This window comes from Lysinibacillus contaminans, from assembly GCF_001278945.1.
In the GTDB taxonomy this organism is placed as follows: Bacteria; Bacillota; Bacilli; order Bacillales_A; family Planococcaceae; genus Lysinibacillus; species Lysinibacillus contaminans.
The window spans coordinates 1535174-1556426 of sequence record NZ_LGRV01000003.1; the positions used below are offsets into that span (position 1 = coordinate 1535174).

Below are 21253 nucleotides of genomic sequence, written 5' to 3' on the forward strand. Positions count from 1 at the left end.
GAGAGGCTCGTAAATTACTCGCTATTATTTTTCGGGATATTGGTCTCGCGTAAATTCAACCGATTTGCTGATTAGTTCCTTTAAAACGTCTATATCAATATCGTCTACTTTGTTAATGTAGACACATGATTTTCCAGACGTATACTTGCCAAATCTGGCTAGTAGCGCTTCACGTTCAGGGTAGTCTGGTTCAAAATACAAACTAATTTTTGCTTTACGTGGTGAAAAAGCAGCGAGTGGTGCATCACCTTCATGACCTGTTTTGTAAACATAATGATATGCACCGAATCCAATAATGCTCGGCCCCCACATTTTCGCTCTATACCCCGTTACTTCTGTATATATATCGAGTAATCTATAAGCATCCTCACGTTTTTTAGGACTCTCTATTTGTTCGATAAATTCAATAACGCTTACATCAGTTTCCTTCATTTTTTGTTCGTACATATTATTATGACTCCTTCCCTAGTTTGTACCTACCTTTTTACTCAGTCTACCCGTTAGAACACTTTTTTTCTGCAATCTTAACGAAAATAAAAAAGCAAGCATTAACAATCCACTGCATAAAAGCAACGCGGATGAGATGCCACCGACATTGTCGGTCATCCAACCGCCAAGACCAGGCCCAAGAAGCTGTCCTACAGCGAAATATATCGTTACATAGCCTAAAGCAACAGGCGCATACGAGGCATGCATTTGCTCCGTTGACAGCGCTTGAATGAGTGATAGCATGCCGACAACCGTGATGCCCCAGAAAAATTGACTGATGACAAATCCGATGAATACAGGAAATATCACCGGAAGTAGCATGGACGTCGCGCCAGTTACAAGTGTAATAATTAACGACTTTCTTCGCCCGATTTTATCGGAAATCGTTCCCCATAACGGACCACTAAAAATCGACATCAATCCGCCGATAGCCATAATTTGACCTGCCGAAAATCGATCAATCTTGGATTCTAATATAAAACTAAATAGAAAACTTTGTGGAATTAAATACGCAAACCCAATGAGCCCATAAATAATCGCAACAAGAAGCACACCCTTATGTACATACACTTCCCGTAACAAAGATTGTTCCTTCTGCTCCTTTTTTAGTAATGGGATAGGGGGATCCCGCAAAATAAGCAGGGCCACCAGCGCAAACAACAATGACAAAATTCCATAAATAAACCAAAGATAACGCCAGCCATCGCTTGTAAACCAAGTCGTGAAAAAAGGGATTAACAAACTGGAAAAAAGCGTTCCTAGTCCAAGCCCACTAACAAGGAAACCAATCATCATCCCCCGCCGCTGTGGAAACCAGCCGACCACAATATTTACCAGTGGCGTATAAGCAAAAGCGGTTCCAACTCCAAGAATAATCATCCCCACCAAGCTTGCCCCATAGCTTTGAACCGTTCCTAAATACAGTAAACCGCCGGCAACAAGCACTGTACCGAAAACGACTAGCTTCCTAGATCCCCATTTTGTCGCTAGAATTCCCGCAAAAAGAACCATCCCTAAATAACCAATTGAATTCATCGTTGCCAACATGCCCGCCTGTTCGTATGATAGCGACAAGCTTTCTTTCATAAAAGGCATAAGAACCCCGTAAGACATTCGCCCAAAACCCAGTGTACTTATCGTCACCACTAGACTTGCAAACGCATACTTCCAAATATACTGCTCCTGATTCATTGGACCACCCCAATCAACTTAATAAATAAAAAACCACTTTTTGGTAATAATACCTTTTACTATAACAAAAACACAACAAGAAATACTGATTATTCTGAAATTTAAGGACTTTATACTATTATATCGTTTCGATAAAAAATTCCTATTTCTGATTAAAATCAACTTAGTTAAATGTTAATTGTGTAAAGGAAGCTTCTAGCATGACCTCTTGATATTTCCTGTAAAACTTCTAAGACTTCTATCTTCGCTTTTCTTATCATTGTATTCAATCAATCTGTTCCTAACTTAATTAAACGATGCTATACTCTTATTTAAAATGATAAATTATCAAATCACAATTTGTGCCACAATATTCTTGCAAACATCCATATTTCGAAACCATTTCACTTCACATTTCGTTATAATAATAAATAATAAACTCTACCAGAAAAGATCGATTTTTCGAGTGTAACAGGAAGGAGGAAGGTGTTGCAAAGCTTCAACATCTACAAACAATATGAAATTATTTCAAAAGTTACTACTAGCTATGATTGTAATAGGATCTGTTATCAGTATCGCTGCTTTTATAAGCATACAACTATTCAATTACACATTTAATCAAGCAGACACGACTGGCTCGGAATACGTAGAGGAAAGGCCCAGTGTTGAAGAATTCATAGGTGAAATTGCAGAAACAGCACGCAGGCTTGGCGAAGAAAATGATTTATATGCCTCTGTTATGATTGCACAAGCCATTTTAGAGAGTAAGCATGGACAAAGTGGTCTCGCTTCAGCTCCAAACTATAATTTATTTGGCATAAAAGGTAAATATCAAAACGATTCAGTAGTGCTCGAAACATCTGAAGATGATGGCACTGGCAATATGACAACCATTAATGCTGAATTCCGCAAGTATCCTTCTTATGAAGATTCTTTGAAGGATTATGTGAATTTACTTCGCAACGGTGTTTCATGGAACAAACAGTATTATACGAGCGTATTCAAAAGCAATACACAGTCCTATAAAGACGCGACAAACTTTTTAACAGGGTCTTACGCAACTGATTCAAAATATCAAGAAAAGCTCAACCAACTTATTGCAGAATATGACTTAGTACAATACGACAAACCCATACAAAGTAAAAAAACCATCCAAGTAGCAGATGGTGACTCACTTATGCAAATTGCCCAAGCCCATAATGTAAAAGTTACATCCATCAAGCAGTGGAATCAACTTAACTCCGATACGATTGAAGCTGGACAAAAATTGAATATCTATCAATAAATTAATAAAGAGATTTGAGCAAGTAAGCTCAAATCTCTTTATTTATTAGTAATTCCATCACAACCCCTACAACTGGGCCATTATCATCATTTTCACCTGTTAATCGGAAACCGAATGACTCATATATCTTCATCGCTAGATTGTTATCCGGATGTAAACTTAAATATATTTTTTCACATTGATATATTTGCTGCAAATGCTCGATTAACAAAACCAAAAAGCGTTTCGCATAACCTTTTCCTTGGAAACTGTGGTCGATCATAAAGCGGTCTAACCACACACTTTTCCCTATTTCAGAATACCAGCCGTACATTGCATAACCGACAAGTGTGTCGCCGTCATATAAACCTACAGACGTTCCATTTTCTTCATACATTGACTCTGCTAAAGAATATGCATTACTTTCAATAAATTGCTGCTGATTTGGCGATACTTCTAAAGCAGCAACTGCACGCCAGTTACTCGGCGTTACTTCACAAATGTGAAGATTCATAATTCCATCTCGCTTTCTCAACTAAAACAGTTTCATATTTCTTTTAGGGCTTCTTCGATGCCAGAAATAGAATACGTAAGGTTTTCTATATTACATATAGTAACCTCTACATGTCAATTAATATTTAAAATATTGGTATTCAGTTTTTTACGAATTATCAGAATTTAATTCTAAAGTCTCTTGTTTTTTTGAACAAATACTTAATATCTTGCTTTTAAGTTGATTGTTTATTCAAATATAGTATAAAATTGAGTTTATGCAGAAATGGAGGTAGGTATATGGAATGGATTGAAAATTTCGTTAATGAAACAAATAATGTTTTATGGACCTATATACTAATCATATTATTACTAGGAGCTGGATTCTATTTCACAATAGGAACTAAATTTGTACAATTTAGAATGTTCGGTGAAATGTTCCGATTAATTGTAGAGAAAAAAGAAAAAGACGAAGGCGTTTCCGCGTTCCAGGCTTTTACGATTAGTACAGCTTCTCGTGTAGGTACTGGTAATATTACAGGTGTTGCACTAGCAATCGGAGTCGGTGGACCTGGAGCTGTGTTCTGGATGTGGGTAATTGCTATTATCGGGATGGCAACTGCATTTATAGAGAGTACGCTTGCACAGGTTTACAAAGTAAGAGATGGAGACGCTTTCCGTGGTGGTCCCGCTTATTACATGGAAAAAGCGCTAGGACAACGTAAGCTGGCAATCGTTTTCAGTATTCTTTTAACATTAAGCTTTGGTTTTATCTTTAATGCCGTGCAATCTAATACGATTGCCACATCAGTTGGTGAGGCATTTAATATCCCCCCTTATATCATCGGGATAATATTAGTTGTACTAACAGCTATGATTATTTTTGGTGGCGTACATAGAATTGTGAAAGTTACACAAGTAATTGTACCAGTGATGGCCATTTTCTATTTACTCATAGCACTTTATGTTGTAATGACTAATTTATCTGAAATTCCAGCAGTTTTCAGCTTAATTTTATCGCAGGCATTCGGGCTACAAGAAGCAGCTGGTGGAGCTCTAGGGGCTGCCATTATGCAAGGTGTACGCCGCGGTTTATTCTCAAATGAAGCAGGGATGGGTAGTGTACCAAATGCTGCTGCTACTGCAAGTACTTCACACCCTGCAAAACAGGGTCTCGTTCAAAGTCTAGGCGTATTTTTTGATACAATTATTATCTGTTCTGCCACTGCATTCATTATTATTTTGGCAGGTCTTTATAATACCGGTAAAAGTGACGGAATCGTCTTGACTCAAGATTCATTCGCAGTTCATGTAGGAAGTTGGGCTCCATACTTTATAGCAATTGCGATTATTTTCTTTGCATTTAGTTCGATTGTAGGCAATTACTATTACGGGGAAACAAATATCGAATTTATGAACGCTCATAAAGGATGGATGACTGGTTACCGCATCCTTGTTCTAGGAATGGTGATGTTCGGTTCGCTTGCGCAAGTATCGCTTGTTTGGAACTTAGCCGATCTATTTATGGGATTCATGGCCATGTTAAACATTATCGTCATCTTGTTGCTAGGAAGAATCGCTTTCCGCGTGTTAGACGACTTTACGAAGCAACGTAAACAAGGTAAAAACCCAGTATTTTATGCAAAATCAATTCCAGGATTGAAGAATACGGAATGTTGGGAAGAAGAAGATCGATAATGAAAAAAACGTGCAGCATTTGCCTGCACGTTTTTTTCATTGGATGTGTTCTCAAAGATTGTTGCAAATTGAATCATAGGTTTCAGCACAACAAAAAACCAGAGTTAATGGAACATAGTGCATTAAATTAAAATGGTAGAATTAAGATTTCAGAAAACTAAGGGTACTTATTGAAGAAACGTCCCCCGTTATTTGAAGAAGCCACTGAAAAACTCTAAATCCGGATTTTTTTATAGTATTTTTTTTGCATTAGCATTTTTTACTATGCAAGGATTTAGCGCGGCGGCGTGAGACTCCTGCGGGAAAGCGAGGCAGACGAGACCCCGCACGAAGCGAAGCGCAGGAGGAGGCTCGTCGCTCGCCCGCGGAAAGCGAACGCCAGAGCGCTAAATCCTAATCACAGATTTTTATTAGAGTTTTATTGTGAGAACCACTTTTTCAGTGCCCTCTTATTTGAATAGTAATTCTTTCTAAAAATGCTACTTATATATGGTTCTTCATTTCAGTGCTAAGTGCGGTTTTTTCTATGTCTTAAATTTCTAATAGAGGACTACCCAAGTACTATAAAATGTATATCAATTTATTGATTAGCTATTTGATAGAATTCATTAACTCGAAGAAGTATTTTGGTTCATGTGTCTTATTAAGATTGAACCATGAATGTAATGTTTCTGGTTCAAATACATCTAGCACCTTCAATACATGCATCGCAAATTCCAACGGAGCTATTCCTGATGCAGTTACTAAATTTCTATCAGTTACTGCTGATTCCATTTCATAATATTTTTCTCCAATATAATTAGGACAAATCATTTTCATATATTCTAAATCGTTACTTGTATGTCTTCTTAAGTCTAACAATCCCATTTTTGCTAGACCCACTGTTGCACCACATATCGCCGCAACAACTGTTCCTTCTTTTAAAGATTTAGAAACTTTCTTCAAGATTGGCTCATGAATTGCTTCTAGCCAAGTATTTCCGCCAGGAAGAACTAAAACATCCGTACTTTCCAAAATACACTCCTCAATTGAAATACTCGGTAGTATTTTCAATCCGCCCATTGTAGTAACAGGATTTTTATCCACGCCTACTGCAACCAGATTTAGAGGCTCTAATTCTTTTTTAAAATACCTTCCCGAGTTTAATTCAGCGATTAAATAACCTACCTCCCAGTCTGACATAGTATCGAATACATAAAGATACAGATTTTTTGTAAGCATAATACGCACTCCTTTTGTAATAAATTGATCGATCTACCCTATTATAAAAAAACTTCACTGACATTCTCCGTCAGTAAAGTTTTTAAACTTGATAATGATTAATTAACTCCTCTAAAACTTCAATAAGTTTTTGCTTCAAACTTATTGGTTCAATTACTTGAATAGACTTGCCATAGGGTAAAAGTAAATTCGGTACATATGTATGAATTGCTTTTTCTTCTAGTAAAAATATCACCTTATTTGAATTCCGTTCTTTGAAATGATGTCCTAAAAACCAATGCTGACATAAGTCATCCAACGCACTTGCTTTACCACCAACAACTAAAGGTATATGTCTTTGCTTATCTTCCACTTCTGGTTGTAGGCTTTTCATAAAAAATTCACTTGCCGAAAATAAACTTGGCCGAATGAAGCTAATTTCTGTTGAAATCATACTAATAATTCGCCCCACTCTAAAACTGCGGATTTCATTCCTTAAATGACAAAATGCAATGACATACCAGTTATTATTCCAATAAATAATTCCATAGGGATCAACAATTCTTCGTTTGGGTTGCTCTTCACGACTTGTATGGTATTCAATTTCTACAGATGATTCGTTTACTATATCTTGCTCCAATTTCTTCAATATTTGCTCCATAGATGATTTTCCAATTGGGCTTATTACTTCAAGCCCTTCTAAGTGTTGATTGATCAATTTTTCCTGCTCTTGATTTGAATACAGTTTTAGCTTTGATGTTGCTCTGTTTAATGCCTCCCCTAAAAAATATCCAGCTTCTTTAGCAAAATCAGCAGCTTGAAGTAATGCAGTTTTCTCATCAACATTAAATAAAAGAGGACTTTCAATAAAATTACTCAACAGGGTATACCCACCATTATGGCCTGTGTCAGATATAATCGGAACACCACTAGCAGAAAGTGCATCTATATAACGGTAAACAGTCCTTATATTCATCTCTAACTTTTCGGATATCTGTTTTGCAGTAATTTTCCTACCAGAATTCAACATCCATAGAATCACCATCATATTATCAATTTTAGACATAATATTTCACCTCATTATTCCACTCTATACGAACGCGTTCAATAGCGATAAAACCATTTTACTAATCACATTTTCGCATTGGTCAAATTCAATAATCAAATAGTTTTTAATTTCAATTGTACACAAATAAGCATCATGTTAATTAATAACAACCTCTCTTTTAATATTCACATCACTAATTCCTTAGTTTTGAATAACCCTCGATTTCAATGTTTATAGTGTACTTTAACATATTTAGTAAAGACCTCATTTATTTATGGCACGGTTCACCGAAACTAATGCTAAACTGTATTCTTTTTCATCGACCATCTATCACTATTGTTAAATGATTAAACAAACACCGTATGCAACCAACCTGCTTTCTAAATAAGTTGAACTTAAGAATCCTTCTTATTGCGGTCGATACATTCGCGCTGGTCGCACGTTCCTAAAAAACATTTGCCAGGCGCGAATGTCCACAGCTCGCTTCTCACTTGAATCTTTAGTTCAATATATATAGTCAAAGTAGTTCTCTCTTAAGCATTTAATTAGTAATTAATTTCTGCACAACAAACTGTTTATTTTATTAAAAAGTTCTAGTTGTCCCTTGTCCATATACTGGATGTCCATCAATATAAGTAGCAAGGACTGCAATATCCTTTATTTCCTTTGGATTTACAGTCGTCGGATCCGCTTCTAGGACGGCAAAATCAGCATTTTTACCAATCTCAATACTACCTGATACAGCTTCATCAAAATTCAATTTGGCCCCATAAATCGTCATGGATTTTAATGCGGTTTCTACATCTATACGCTGTTCTGGCCCCAAAACATGACCTTCCATCGTTAAGCGATTAACGACTGCCCACACAGAAAATAACGGTGAAATAGGTGTGACCGGACAATCTGAGTGGAGCGTAAACAAAAGATTGGCATCCACTGCCTCATGCAATGGACTAATACGCTTTGCCCGCTCTGGCCCTAAGAAGATTTGCAGATGTCGATCTCCCCAATAATAAACATGATTAATGAAGAAAGAAGCAGCAACGCCAAGCTCTTTCATCATTGCTATATCTTCGGGTGTAGCTGTTTGTACATGCTCAATTCGATGACGGTGATCACGCTGCCCTCCATTTGTCAGTGCATATGAATAGGCTTCTAAGATCGAACCAATAGCTCGATCGCCATTTCCATGCGTAGCTATTCGAAAGCCACGTTGATGAAGGTCTAATACCATTTTATTAAGAATTTCTTGTGGATGAATCAAGTCCCCTGTAATATCGTTATTCTCATAATAGGGTTCCCGTAATGCCCCTGTTAAAGCTTGAATAGAGCCATCTTGTAATATTTTTGCACTATCTAGTTTAGCCTTACCTCCTGACTTCTCTTGAATTTCTTGATTCAATTGAGCAGCAGAATAATTACCGAAAATCGCTCCTTCTTGAAGTAGATGGTGCATTATCATCAACTGTGTTCGCATTGGATTCATGCTTGTTTTAGCTGCATGAATATGAGCTTCAAAATCATCTTCTGCATAGACAGCCGCATCTGTATTCGTTGTTATTCCTTGTGCTACATAATCTTTTGCAGCATTTTGTATAGATTTCGCCAAATCATCTACCGTTCTTTTCGGCAAGATGTTATTTATAAGTTGCATAGCAGAGTCAAAAAGAATGCCATTAAGACGCCCTTTCTCATCTCGACCGTAATGGCCTCCTTGAGGGTTAGAATCACCGTCCTTTATCCCTGCCATCTGCAAAGCAAGTGAATTTACAGTAGACACATGTGCTGAAACATGAGAAATGATTACAGGATTATTAGGAGCGACTCGATCCAAGTCTTCGCAAGTGATATGGCGCTTTTCAAGTATTAATGTATCATCATAGCCATAACCTTTAATCCATTCGCCGTCTGGTAATTCCTTTGCTTTCGTAGTAATAGCATCTAAAACACCGTTAATAGATTTGCGACGTGTCGGGCTACAATCTAACTGCTCCTTTAACTCGCCATACATTAATATGTGATTATGCGTATCAATAAAACCAGGTATTAGTGTAGCGCCTTGCAAATCAACGACATTTGTTTGAGCTGATAGAATCACCTCACCTTTAGCTGGTTCATCTTCTGCCCAAATACCAACAATTTTCCCATTGGATACTGCTACAGAGCCGGCACGTCGATTTTGACTGTCTAAAGTCAGTACATTTGCATTCTTGATTAAAAGATCTATTTTGCTCATTTCTACCCTCATTTCCTATTTTAAAATATCCTAAACACAGTATGCCCTTTTTCATAATTTAGCTATTCACACTCTTATTGATACACAAAAATCTCCCCACTAACTTACTAGCAAGGAGACTTTGTGTATTTCCTATATAATTGCTTGTTCCACTGCTTCAATTGCATGGATCACAGTTGTATCAAAAATAGGCACAGCTGCATCGTCTTGTTGAATGAGTAAACCAATTTCAGTACAACCAAGAATGATGCCTTGCGCGCCCGATTCAACCAGTTTTCGAATCACTTGCAAGTAGTATTCTTTCGAAGATTGTGAGATTTCCCCTAAACATAATTCCTCGTAGATAATTTGATTTACGCCGTTTCTTTCCTCTTCCAATGGCACAATAACTTCAATTCCCTGACTTTCAATTCTCGATTTATAAAATGCTTGTTCCATCGTATATTTCGTACCGAGAAGTCCAACTTTCTGCAAGCCTGCCTTTTGTATTTGTGTGGCTGTAGCATCTGCGATATGTAATACAGGAATCGAGATTTTCGCTTCAATCAAATCAATAACCTTATGCATTGTATTGGTACAAATCACAATAAAATCGGCACCTGCTCTTTCTAAAGAATGCGCCGCTTCCCCGAGCACCTCCCCTGCCTTATCCCAATTATCCTGCGCCTGATATTGCTCGATATCTTGAAAATCCACGCTAAACAAAATACATGTTGCCGAATGTAAACCACCAAGTCGTTGCTTCACTTCCGTGTTGATAAGACGGTAATATTCGGCTGAAGATTCCCAGCTCATACCGCCAATTAATCCGATTGTTTTCATACCATTCCTCCTAAAATGTATATTGATAAAATAATTTATCGACTTTTACAACAGGAAAATTCTCTGGCAATTCTGTTCTATCTATTTGTTCAAAACCATTTTTCTCATAGAAACGATGTGCCGCTAGAAACTCTGGCACTGTACCTAAATAGATGCCCGTAATGTTTCGTTCCCTCGCCCATTCAAGTGCTGTTTGAAGTAAGTGACTAGCCGTACCATAGTCCTTACCTCGGTATGTTTTTTTTACAAACATTTTGCGAAGAGCGACCTGCTGATTGCCGATATCAACAAGGCTAATTGTCCCAACTACTTCACCATCATGCAGTGCTACCCAAAAGTTCCCGTTTCCGTTTTGATAAAATGCTTCAATCTTAAATAAGTCTGGCTGATCTTCTTTCGTAATAGCAATCCCATACTCATCTTGTTGAATGTTCAAAATTAGATTTAGCACCGCTTCTTGATAATCTTTTTGATATCTTTTTATTTCGATTACTACGCTCACCTTAACACCTACTTATTTAAATTTTTTCATTTTTTTAGGAAACTTGTTAAATATCAATGAAATCATTGATTTATAATATAAAATCCCCAAGCATCATGATATGTAACTTGGGGATTCATGTTATTAGTATTTAAACGACTGAATCGATTCCTGCAAATCAATCGCCATTTTGGACAGATGTGTGGAAGCGGCTGCTACTTCTTCCATTGCGGCGTTTTGTTCCTCTGAGGAAGCTGCGACGCTTTGGACGTTGCCACTTGATTGCATTGAAACTTCGCTAATGTAGTCGATTTCTTTTACGAGCTTTTCGATGTCCTGATGAATTGCTCGAATTGCTGCTGTTGCAGATTCAGCCTGATTTTGTACGTCATCAATCGCACCGTCAATTTGAAGGAAGTTGTCTCGGGCAACGTTTACTTTTTCACGTCCGACCGTTACAGAGTCGTTGCTTTGTTCCATATCTTCTTCAATAATACGCGTACTATCTGTAATTTGAGCAACTACTTTTTCGATATCTCCTGCCGCTAAATTTGATTCATCAGCCAATTTACGAACTTCCTCTGCTACAACAGCAAAGCCTTTACCATGCTCACCGCTTCGAGCTGCTTCAATCGAGGCATTGATGGCTAGTAAATTCGTTTGTGTCGCAATGTTTTTAATGACATTGACCGCCGAGGCAATCGCTGCTGTATTGTCGTCTAAGTCTTTCACACGTGTAGTTAGCTCCGCTGTGTTATCAGAAATTTCATTCATTTGGTCGATGACATTTCGAACAGAAGCACGACCTGCACTTGCCATATTTTTTGTAGATACTGTCGCATCATTCACATTTTCGATACTTGTTGAAATTTCGTTCATTTTTTGTAAAATGTGCGAAGATAAGCCCTTTACATCAGCCGTTAATGTATCTTGCTTTTCAATACCATGTGCAATGTCTTGAATGGATTCTGTAACGACTTCTGTTGCTTGTGTGACTTCCATACTGCTCGCAGTCAACTGTTCAGACGTTGCGGCAACTTGTTCGGATGAATCACCGACTTGCTTCATCGTATGACGGAGTTTCTCAGACATAATATTAAAGGAACTAGCCAGCTGTGCGAACTCATCATTCGTTTTAAAGTGTAAATGCGTTTTTAAATCGCCGTTTGAAAACTTGTCCATTTCAGCTACAGTTTGTTGAATATTTTTCGCCACACGACGACCAAAAGCTGTTGCAATAATAATGCTAATTAGCAACGAAACAATCAATAGTGCGCCTATTTCTTTCGCACTCCTTGAACCTTGCCCCTTTGTTTTAGCGATATGCTCCATCATTTCTTTATTTTTAGCTGTTGCCATCGTTTTCCCGAAAACGACAAGTTTTTGTGAACCATCACCAAGTACAGGTAATGCTGCCTGCTGTGCCTGAACTTTTTCGCCACTTTGATAAAGCGGTACAATCTGCTCATCAATCGGCGTCTCCCATTCCTTTAACTGCACTAAAAACTTGTCAAAATCCGCATCATTACGGCCTAAATCCTTAATACGGTCTATGGAACTATGTAAAGTATCACGAATTTCATGATGATTTTTCAACATATCTTCCTTGCCATATAACATATACCCACGAATTGCCGCATTCGCACGCACTGTCTGGAAGGAAATGTCATTGTATAAATGGATAAGTTCAGTATCCTGTTCAATTGATGCAAGTGTTTTATTATTCGAATTTAAATAATACATTGAAATACCTGCAATCATCATAAGAAAAACCAAAACGATACCAAATGCAAATTGTAGTTTTCGTTCTACTGTCAATTTCATCGTACACCCTCTATTCCCCAATTATGTATAGTCTTATCGAGTATATCGTATGTACAGGCATCCTCATACGTCTCTTCCAACAATTATAATAAATACCATCTAATATTTGACAATAATAAAAACTCCTATCAAAGTGCATTGACTTTTGTAAGGAGTATTTTACTAGTATATATTAAAAAGCAACCATTCCTGTTCGTCCGTCGTTTTCATCGCTTAAACAATGAAGGCCTTTAACTGGCAGTGTTTTTGCGTGATTATACAACTTTTCTATTAATTGACGATCTTTGCAATAAATATCGAGGTACGTGCAATCCGTCAGTAAGATAACAATTTCACAATTACTTTTCACAAAATCCTCATACGTAGTAATAGCTTCAAACTGCTCACTTGGATAGCCTTGAAGGTCCACAAATATTGTGTAATATGAATTCTCCTCGAATCTTCTTTGTAAATCCGCCCCAACAATTCCAAGCTCATAATCGTCATCTGAGAAAAAATCTTCAAAATGGTTATTCTGATTCACAAAATACGCCTCACTATTCCCAATCTTCCACACATACTTTATGAAATCAACTGGCTCAAGTACATTTCCTAAAATACGTCCCTTCTCATTTGGCACAAAACATCGAATCCCTCTATACATCTATGTCACCCCAAATACGAAATCACTCCTGCAATAATAAAGGCAACAACTCCAATTATCCCTGTATACAACCCCACTTTATTACGTTGATCACGATTCTCCCTCGTTTCTGTAGCAAAATTCGCTCTTGCTTGCATACCACTCGTCCATGCCCCGCTAGTAAGTCCAGATATGATTATAGCTACCGTGCCAATCACCATGAAAAATTTGAACAATCGTCTCACCCCCACTTACCTTACTATACGATTTAGAAGGCGTATATGTTTCAACTATTTTCCACAAAGAAAAACCGACAGTTTGTTCGCTGCCGGCTCAATGTTTATTGTAATTCAACTACTAAGGGGTCATACCTTTCTTCTCTTATTTGACATCATAACTAGAATGTAAATACCTTTTCGGAATTGAGGTTAAGGATATGGCTTGCAGATCAATTGCATACATCGTACTACTCAATTTTGTCCCTTCAACTTAGCTTCTGTGAAAGCCTGTGATTGCCCTTTTGGAATGCTCAACGTTTTCCATTGTTCCCCTTTAATCATCTTACCAACATAGACAATTTGACCAACATGTGATGCATAATGCGCCACTTGACGTTCAATCGCTTCAATCACCGTGTGTTTTTCCCCACGAATAGTCACAAATTTAACTAAATCCGCTTCTGTTAACTGTTTTAAAGCTTCAAAAAGTACTTGCCAACCATGTTCCCAAACAGCAATTAGCTCTTCTTTTGTAGTAAGATTATCAACAAACTCATCATCACGATTTCTTGTGGACTTTTCACCATCAGTCGTTAAAAAATCGGTCCATCTGGAAACCATATTGCCACTTACATGCTTGACAATCACAGCAACACTATTTGAATCCTCATTGTAAGACCAATGTAGTTGTTCATGTTCCAATTGCGCAATCGTTTTATCACCCAGGTCTTTGACAGCATGAAATCTTTCTTGAATTACCTTTAAATACGTTTCAGCAATATTCATACGTTCTATTCATTCCCTTCCTGTTTGAACTGGTAACTCGCTACTAGTTAGTCAGCTAAAATTTCACTCCTATCATTATAAAATATTTTCTACATTTACTTAATAACTTCTACCCAAAATCACTACTATCCTTTCAATTTAGTAGAGAAATTCGCTGTTAATTTGGTCTTTTAGTTGCGTGATTTTTACAAATAATCTAAAAGGCTGTGCAAACATCATATAGAATGACAATTGGCACAGCCTCTCAACATCATTATTTAGTTTTAGACAAATCCACAGTTATTTGTGCATTTTCATCTTTTTTAGTCATTGGTAGCTCCATCGTTGTCAACTTTATATCACCTTGCGCAGGCTTAGTAAAAACTAATTTATATTGATTATAGGCAATGGTTTTAGTGTCGGTTACAACGAGATTATTACCAAGTTCATCTTCTACAGCTAGATAGCTTTGTTGAAGACGTGCCCCAAAGGTAAAAGCCCTCGTTAATTTATAGTACATAGTATGCTGCCCATTTTGTTCTTCAATCTTCGTCACAATCAAGTCACCCATTTTTCCTTGTGAAATTGTGAGTGGCAATTGTTCTTCATGTAATGTAGCCGTTACTTCTTTCCTCTCAATTATACTTGGCCTAAAGAATGGACTAATCGTAAGACTTTCTACATCACCACCAATTGGCTCCATTAGATATTCAAAAAGAAAGCTTTTCTCATCACCTTGCCCTTCTATGTTGATTATAGGGAGAACCTTGCCATTATCATCAAGAACATTTAGGACAATCTTATCTAACTGATTAGAATCTGTATGGAATAAAACATGTAAGCTGACTCCCGTATCGGATAGTTCTAATTTTTTCACTTCATACTGAATACCTTCTACTTCCCCTTTTTGCCCGACAGCTATTTTTTTGCTGTTTATGTTAACATTCGTAATTGGTGTGTTGAACTGCCAATCAACTACCATATCCCCAATTTGATGAATCTTTACCAATAAGTCAAAATCATCTGGTAGCTGCTCTGTTGGAGAAAATTCAATAACTCCTACAAATTTGCCGCTTTCTAAATATTCGCCTCTATAAACCCCTGAAGAATTAATAACCTCCCCATTCACTTCAATATGGAGAGGATAAATTTCTGCTTGCTTTTCTTGCAAGTAACTAATGGTTAGACGCGTACCATCAAATACGATATCTTGAATCGTTAAGGATACACCATTACTCGTTAGCGTTTTATTTAATGCGGTTGAATTTTTATCATTTAATGTCACTTTCAAACTAGAATCATCGATTGTCTCAAAAATTCCATTTAATAAAGGGAAATTTGATAAAACGCGTGCCATCGTTGGCGAAATAAAGCCTAAGCCGATAATCAAACTAATCGTTACGACACTCGATAAAACCAATGTCAATGCCCGTCGTTGTTTAGGTTTCACATGCCGTTTAGGAACTTTCAAGCCGTTTTCAATAGCGTTATCGAGTTTTTCCATCGGTACTTGAATGGTATCAATTGCTCGCTTAATATCCTTGTCCACTAACTTTCCCTCCTTCATAAAATTCCTTTAACTTTTGAATTCCTCTATGTAAATTCGTTTTCACTGTACCTTCTGGACAATTTAGAAAATCCGCAATATCCTTCACTGCTAAATCTTGATAGTACCGAAGCACAATAACTGTTTTATATTTTTCTTCAAGGTGCTCAATAGCTGTAAGTAAATCCAATTTATCTTCTATTGGTAAATGAGCGGCCCGCGTCTCTCCTATCTCATTTTCTAGTACAATCACTTTTGCATTTCTTCGGAGCATTTCAACTGCTGTATTAATGAGAATTCGCATTAACCACGTACTAAAATATTGCTCCTCTTTCACAGATTCAATTTTGATATATGCCCGTGTAATGGTTTCTTGCACAACATCTAGCGCGTCATTTTCGTTTTTCATATAGACATACGCCATTTTGTATAGCTTCACTTTTTCAACTTCAATTAGCTGAAGAAATGATTTTCGATGCCCTTTTTGTGCTTTTTTCAGTAAACTTTGTCCAAACAATTTTCACCCTCCTTTTCCTTTACAATTGTTAGATGAACGAAACACATATTTCGTTTCAAATTTAGGAAATTTATAAAAAAAAGCCAGCACTACAAAAAAAGTAGCACTAGCTTGCACCTATAAATTTTCTTCAATATATGTTTCTATATCGCCAACCATTGTATCAATAGGCACTTCGGATTCATCTTGATTGTACCCGCTATATTGCTTTACAAGTACACCCTCTTTATCGACTAAGAAAAATGTTACCATATGTGTTACTTGGTCTTCACCTGGACTTTTCTTGACTAATTGTTTTGTTGATTTCAGCGCGTACTGCTCTATATAAGTCTGCGTATAACCTGTAAGAAGATTCCATTTAGAATCATCTGGTACAGTATAGCGTGCTAAATAATCGTTTAAAACTTCTGGTGTATCCACTTCTGGATCTACTGAAAACGCGACAATATTATAATCTTCAATTCCCTTTTTTATTAGTTTTTCTTGAATTTGTGTCATATTAAAAGTCATCGGTGTACAAACCGTCGTACAATTCGTGAAAATATACATACCTAGCCATGGTTTACCTTTTAAACTTTCAAGCGAAACCGTTTCATTTCGTTGATTGATATGCTCAAATTCTTGCATTTCATAATTATAGTCCGCTTTAAACTTCACATTGCCACATGCACTAAGCACAGCCGTCATCGCGAGCAGCATTACTAAACCTATTACCTTTACTTTCATCTCTACTCACTCCCTAATTACACTAATTCCATCTTACCCGAATAATGTAAGCGATGACAAGCGCCCCTCGTGACAGCTTTCGTACATATTTGTGAAGTCAATTTTCACTTTAACGCCAAGAGAACATCGTGAATCGCATCAAGTTTTACTTCAACTCGGTGCAGTAAATAAAACGACACCAAAATCGGAAAGCCAATATCTGATACCATATTCAGCCATTGTTCCATAAACGTTGCCTCCTTTCTTAAAAATGGCCTTTGCAGCAGTATCCGCAAAGACCATTTTTTGACTTACACGATTTCTAATTCAAACGGTGAAACTTGTCGTTCAACAATACGAGCACCCTTTATGCCAACAAAAGCACTGGCTTGTACTTCAAATATATTTTCCGTAATAATAGTTTGCATCACCTGCTGAATTTCCTCAGCTGTCACTTCTGCTTTTGGTGCATCAACGGAAATCGTTGCTGTTTTACCCGCCGCAGTTTCGAATTGTAGTTCTAATACTTGTGCCATGGTTTGTCACCTCCTTTTGTTTTTGCCATTAAACAGCACTTACGATAAGTCTGTCGTTTCTTGCTTTACAACACTATCAAGTGGCTGTGATGATAAACTTGCGATTGCTGTTGCCACAGCTAGTAAATTCGCTGCTGTATGTGAGCTGTTTAAGTTACGATACGTTTTCGATGCGAAAACCGGCTCATTTTGCTCGTTTTGACCAGCGATATACTTTAGGCGTAGTGTTGCGCCTAAAAACATTGAGTTTGCCATGTGCGTTCCCCCCTTTCTACACAATATATACAGTTGACTTGTAAAAAGAGGGACATTTTGGGTGGATTTTTTTGAGTTAACTTTTATAATAGAGATAGAGAATGTAAAGAGGTGAACGGATTGGCATTAGAAGGTTGGTTTTTATGGTTTATCTTATTTTGGGTAGTCGTGCTAATTTCATTAATGGGGATTGGCGGATTTTTCATGTTCCGCAAGTTTTTAAAAGCTATGCCAAAACAGGACGGTAAATCGGATTTAGATTGGCAAGAATTTTATTTAGATAAAACCATTCATTTATGGGGACAACCTGAGAAGGAATTGTTGTATGAACTTGTTAGCCCTGTACCTGAATTATTTAGACAAGTGGCAAAAGAGAAAATTGCCGGAAAAATCGGGGAACTGGCGATAGAAGAAAAAGCACCAGCCATTAATAATGATTTAATTATTCGCGGCTATATTCAAGCCACTCCAAAGCGAGATCATAAATTTTTACGAAAAAAATTAGAGCAACTTCAAATTGACGTTGCCCCGTACGAAAGCTTATTCGATTAATACGAAGAAGACATACCGCGCTTTTAAGTAAGTGCGGCTCTTCTGTTTAAACATGATGACCTATTCCCCACCGACAGAAAGTGACTTCCCTATCGATATTAACTACTCCCCTATAATTCCACGGAGTTAATAATTCCATAATGCACTAAATCTTCATATCGTTTCTCTTTCTTTACATGGTCAATTAATATCCCTTCTAGTTTCATTCCTAATTTTTGTAATACTCTTCCTGAAGCTGGATTTGAATTAAAGTAACGAGCAAATACTTTATGATATTGCTTTTCATCAAATGCGAATTTTAAAATAGCTTGCGCTGCCTCTGTGGCATAGCCATTTCCCCAAAATTCTTCACCCATCCAATAAGCTAATTCACCATTATTAAACTTTTGGTTGTTAGATAACGCTATTGCTCCATATAGTTCTCCACTTTCTTTATTTGTTATCGCAAATTCATATGATTTGTTAGCATTAAAATTACCAAGATGATGTTCAATCCACGATAAAGCATCCTCTATAGCGTATGGATAAGGTAGGTACAATGTATTTTTGTAAATATTATAATTATTGCAAAGTTTAGTAACAGCTACTGCATCCGATTTTTGAAACAGCCTTAGCACTAACCTTTTAGTAGTAATTGTTTTATTTTGATGATCAAATATCATAAAAAATCCTCCCTTCATTCTATGAGATAGAATCAATTCGATTTTTCTTGTATTATTTCGAGAACTCTAATTTATAGGAAACGCCATTAAACTTATTTATGACTTTCCCACTCTTCCCATCCGAATAGAATCATAATATTAGCCATTATAATAATTATCCTTTTTGTAATGTATAGTTCGCACCCGTTTCATTAAGTAGTTTGGAAATTCCTTCTGGATGATATGGCATTAGTCGATCTGCCTCATCTAGACTCATCCATTCAACTTTAATAATATTTTCTTCTTGTGGAATTTCTTCAGGGCGTTTAGTAATTTGCCCATGATAAGTAATAAAATAAATATGATTTTTATCTATAAAAGCCTCGTTCAAAGCCACAATATTTCCAACCTTAATGTCATATCCGGTTTCTTCTTTAACTTCTCTTATAGTTGCTTCCGGTAAAGTTTCGCCAGCTTCAACTCCACCTCCTGGTAAAGACCATGTACCTTTCTTGTTGAATACCATTAAGATTTTGTTTGTGTCTTCATCAAACAGTAATGCATAGACAACATCAACTCGCTGAAAATCCATTTCTTTCTCCCCTTTGTAAGACAAATCTATCTTGTTATTATAATACCTAATTCGCAATTGTAATAATATAACAATGATAATACTTCTTGATTCCGGCGTAAATAATAGAAGGATTTGAATTTAATAATCTTGTAGCGCAAATGCTTATTTTAAGTAGATTGTCTCTTTGATATCGTTGACTTATTCACGAATAATGAAATGTAATTGGTATTTCAATTCATCTTTTAATGTTGTTTAGTATACTGATTATTTAAAATTTAATTTTTATATTTTTTCTATAAAGTCCTCTTGTTTATTGCGAAACAAGAGTGTTTATAACGTTTTCGAATGATAGAATCATTAATATAATGAAAAATGAAAGAGGTAAAAAATCATGAAGACTTATGCAGATGTTTTAATCGTTATCGATTTACAAAATGGCGTATGTTACAGCGGAGAGCATTTATTTGATTTACAAAATTTATTCACTAAAGTAAATAATAGAATCGCCTTATATAGAAAGTTACATAAACCAATCATTTTTGTACAACACTGTGATGAAGAATTAGTACCTGAAGAAGAACTTTGGGCTATTAATGCCAATCTAAATGTTCAAGAACATGATTTTTTTGTAAGAAAAAAACATGCAAATTCTTTTTACAAAACAAACTTAAAGAATATTTTAGACCAATTAGCTGTACATCGTATTGAATTTTGCGGCGCCCAAACAGAATACTGTATGGATGCTACGATTAAATTTGCTCATGGATTGGGATACGATAACTTCATGGTACAGAAAGCAACCTCTACTTTGAATAATCCATTCATGTCTGCAAAAGAGACGATTGATTTTTATGAAAATATATGGAACCACAGATTTTTAGAATTGATAGAAGATGAATCTTAGAATGAGCGATTATTTAATTCAAAGGAATCCTAAAACGAGGATTCCACAGCAAAAATAAAAAACTATATTATTAACTTTTGGGCGCGAACACATTCAAATGGATAAAAATCCAACAACTTTAAAGAGCCTTGCTACACTTAATTTGTAGTAAGGCTCTTATGTATTTATATAAAGAATAAACAACTTTATTGTCATTACACATGACTTTCAAACTTTTTTGTACGGTATATGACTCCGATTACAATTAGTCCAATTATTAACACAGCGGATTTGAAGAAGATATTAGAAAATACATTCATTATATGAAAAGGTGCATTTCGCACATATACAGCCTTTACCCACTGATTACCTTCTTGTACTGCAATTGCAGTGGAAGTTGGTGTCCCTTTAATCTCATAATACTTTGTTCCTTTTGGGTAAGAATTTGAAGCATCACCGTAATAATCCCCAGTCATATCGTTAGGCTTCGTCTTTACTTCCCCTATGATTTTGTCAATCTCACTATCTGTAAAAATTTCTTCTTGTTTAACTTCATATACTTTTCCTTCCCAAACAACAAAAGAATAAGCCCAGTCTAATGCTTGAACAGAGAAAGAAATGATTAATAAAAATGGAAGAGATAATAGGATTTTTCTTTTCATAAGTACCTCCCTAATTAACTATTTCATATAAAAATAACAAGAAAATTCAGATA

Annotated in this window: 25 protein-coding genes; 4 read left to right on the plus strand and 21 right to left on the minus strand. The window is 36.4% G+C overall.

The window, feature by feature from the left end:
* Positions 1-24: 24 nt before the first annotated feature.
* Together AEA09_RS09660 and AEA09_RS09665 are read right to left on the minus strand one after the other, a co-directional pair.
* Complete coding sequence (locus AEA09_RS09660; protein WP_053583630.1) at positions 25-447, minus strand: DUF1801 domain-containing protein; 423 nt, start codon at positions 445-447, stop codon at positions 25-27.
* Between the two features lie 18 nt (positions 448-465).
* Entirely contained in the window at positions 466-1680 is a 1215-nt protein-coding gene (locus AEA09_RS09665) for a YbfB/YjiJ family MFS transporter (RefSeq protein ID WP_053583631.1), read from the minus strand.
* A gap of 526 nt (positions 1681-2206) precedes the next feature.
* Between AEA09_RS09665 and AEA09_RS09670 the strand changes: the two genes are divergently transcribed.
* Positions 2207-2944 carry a glucosaminidase domain-containing protein gene (locus AEA09_RS09670; protein ID WP_082332682.1) on the plus strand — a complete coding sequence of 246 codons (738 nt, stop codon included), beginning with the start codon at positions 2207-2209 and terminating at the stop codon, positions 2942-2944.
* Positions 2945-2972: 28 nt separating this feature from the next.
* Here the strand turns inward: AEA09_RS09670 and AEA09_RS09675 are convergent, their stop codons facing one another.
* A complete protein-coding gene (locus AEA09_RS09675) occupies positions 2973-3437 on the minus strand; it encodes a GNAT family N-acetyltransferase (RefSeq protein WP_053583633.1) in 465 nt (154 codons plus the stop codon).
* Positions 3438-3715: 278 nt separating this feature from the next.
* Here AEA09_RS09675 and AEA09_RS09680 point away from each other — a divergent pair, with 278 nt between their 5' ends.
* Positions 3716-5113, plus strand: coding sequence for an alanine/glycine:cation symporter family protein (locus tag AEA09_RS09680; RefSeq protein WP_053583634.1), 1398 nt, complete (start codon positions 3716-3718; stop codon positions 5111-5113).
* Positions 5114-5704: 591 nt separating this feature from the next.
* Here the strand turns inward: AEA09_RS09680 and AEA09_RS09685 are convergent.
* The 15 genes from AEA09_RS09685 to AEA09_RS09750 all read right to left on the minus strand — a co-directional run bounded on the left by AEA09_RS09685 (position 5705) and on the right by AEA09_RS09750 (position 17888).
* Positions 5705-6334, minus strand: coding sequence for a type 1 glutamine amidotransferase family protein (locus AEA09_RS09685; RefSeq protein ID WP_053583635.1), 630 nt, complete (start codon positions 6332-6334; stop codon positions 5705-5707).
* 82 nt (positions 6335-6416) lie between these two features.
* Positions 6417-7379, minus strand: coding sequence for a helix-turn-helix transcriptional regulator (locus AEA09_RS09690; protein WP_053583636.1), 963 nt, complete (start codon positions 7377-7379; stop codon positions 6417-6419).
* A 565-nt stretch (positions 7380-7944) separates the two neighbouring features.
* Entirely contained in the window at positions 7945-9597 is a 1653-nt protein-coding gene (locus tag AEA09_RS09695) for an amidohydrolase (RefSeq protein WP_053583637.1), read from the minus strand.
* A 132-nt stretch (positions 9598-9729) separates the two neighbouring features.
* Positions 9730-10419 carry an aspartate/glutamate racemase family protein gene (locus AEA09_RS09700; protein ID WP_053583638.1) on the minus strand — a complete coding sequence of 230 codons (690 nt, stop codon included), beginning with the start codon at positions 10417-10419 and terminating at the stop codon, positions 9730-9732.
* 10 nt (positions 10420-10429) lie between these two features.
* Complete coding sequence (locus tag AEA09_RS09705) at positions 10430-10921, minus strand: GNAT family N-acetyltransferase (protein WP_053583639.1); 492 nt, start codon at positions 10919-10921, stop codon at positions 10430-10432.
* 123 nt (positions 10922-11044) lie between these two features.
* Positions 11045-12724 carry a methyl-accepting chemotaxis protein gene (locus AEA09_RS09710; RefSeq protein WP_053583640.1) on the minus strand — a complete coding sequence of 560 codons (1680 nt, stop codon included), beginning with the start codon at positions 12722-12724 and terminating at the stop codon, positions 11045-11047.
* Between the two features lie 172 nt (positions 12725-12896).
* Positions 12897-13367 carry a DUF2691 family protein gene (locus tag AEA09_RS09715; protein ID WP_053583641.1) on the minus strand — a complete coding sequence of 157 codons (471 nt, stop codon included), beginning with the start codon at positions 13365-13367 and terminating at the stop codon, positions 12897-12899.
* Between the two features lie 5 nt (positions 13368-13372).
* On the minus strand, positions 13373-13582 hold the full coding sequence (locus tag AEA09_RS09720) for a DUF5316 family protein (RefSeq protein WP_053583642.1): 210 nt from the start codon (positions 13580-13582) through the stop codon (positions 13373-13375).
* Positions 13583-13816: 234 nt separating this feature from the next.
* On the minus strand, positions 13817-14350 hold the full coding sequence (locus tag AEA09_RS09725) for a DUF1572 domain-containing protein (RefSeq protein ID WP_053583643.1): 534 nt from the start codon (positions 14348-14350) through the stop codon (positions 13817-13819).
* Positions 14351-14603: 253 nt separating this feature from the next.
* Entirely contained in the window at positions 14604-15878 is a 1275-nt protein-coding gene (locus AEA09_RS09730) for a DUF4179 domain-containing protein (protein WP_053583644.1), read from the minus strand.
* Positions 15862-16392: a sigma-70 family RNA polymerase sigma factor gene (locus AEA09_RS09735; protein WP_053583645.1), complete on the minus strand. Its 531-nt coding sequence runs from the start codon at positions 16390-16392 to the stop codon at positions 15862-15864. The genes AEA09_RS09730 and AEA09_RS09735 overlap by 17 nt, the downstream gene beginning before the upstream one ends.
* Positions 16393-16509: 117 nt before the next feature.
* Positions 16510-17118: an SCO family protein gene (locus AEA09_RS09740; protein WP_053583646.1), complete on the minus strand. Its 609-nt coding sequence runs from the start codon at positions 17116-17118 to the stop codon at positions 16510-16512.
* 104 nt (positions 17119-17222) lie between these two features.
* On the minus strand, positions 17223-17345 hold the full coding sequence (locus AEA09_RS19600; RefSeq protein ID WP_082332620.1) for a YvrJ family protein: 123 nt from the start codon (positions 17343-17345) through the stop codon (positions 17223-17225).
* A gap of 63 nt (positions 17346-17408) precedes the next feature.
* Entirely contained in the window at positions 17409-17633 is a 225-nt protein-coding gene (locus AEA09_RS09745) for a DUF2922 domain-containing protein (RefSeq protein ID WP_053583647.1), read from the minus strand.
* Positions 17634-17672: 39 nt separating this feature from the next.
* A complete protein-coding gene (locus tag AEA09_RS09750; protein ID WP_053583648.1) occupies positions 17673-17888 on the minus strand; it encodes a DUF1659 domain-containing protein in 216 nt (71 codons plus the stop codon).
* Between the two features lie 111 nt (positions 17889-17999).
* Between AEA09_RS09750 and AEA09_RS09755 the strand changes: the two genes are divergently transcribed.
* On the plus strand, positions 18000-18440 hold the full coding sequence (locus tag AEA09_RS09755; RefSeq protein ID WP_211263243.1) for a DUF2621 domain-containing protein: 441 nt from the start codon (positions 18000-18002) through the stop codon (positions 18438-18440).
* Between the two features lie 110 nt (positions 18441-18550).
* On the opposite strand, the gene AEA09_RS09760 is transcribed toward AEA09_RS09755, so the two are convergent.
* Together AEA09_RS09760 and AEA09_RS09765 are read right to left on the minus strand one after the other, a co-directional pair.
* Entirely contained in the window at positions 18551-19102 is a 552-nt protein-coding gene (locus AEA09_RS09760; protein WP_053583650.1) for a GNAT family N-acetyltransferase, read from the minus strand.
* Positions 19103-19256: 154 nt separating this feature from the next.
* The gene (locus AEA09_RS09765; RefSeq protein ID WP_053583651.1) at positions 19257-19673 is read right to left on the minus strand and encodes an NUDIX hydrolase; all 417 of its coding nucleotides are present in this window, start codon (positions 19671-19673) and stop codon (positions 19257-19259) included.
* A gap of 373 nt (positions 19674-20046) precedes the next feature.
* Here AEA09_RS09765 and AEA09_RS09770 point away from each other — a divergent pair, with 373 nt between their 5' ends.
* Positions 20047-20559: a cysteine hydrolase family protein gene (locus tag AEA09_RS09770; protein ID WP_053583652.1), complete on the plus strand. Its 513-nt coding sequence runs from the start codon at positions 20047-20049 to the stop codon at positions 20557-20559.
* Positions 20560-20753: 194 nt separating this feature from the next.
* Here AEA09_RS09770 and AEA09_RS09775 read toward each other — a convergent pair whose 3' ends face one another.
* Positions 20754-21200, minus strand: coding sequence for a hypothetical protein (locus AEA09_RS09775; RefSeq protein ID WP_053583653.1), 447 nt, complete (start codon positions 21198-21200; stop codon positions 20754-20756).
* Positions 21201-21253: the final 53 nt, after the last annotated feature.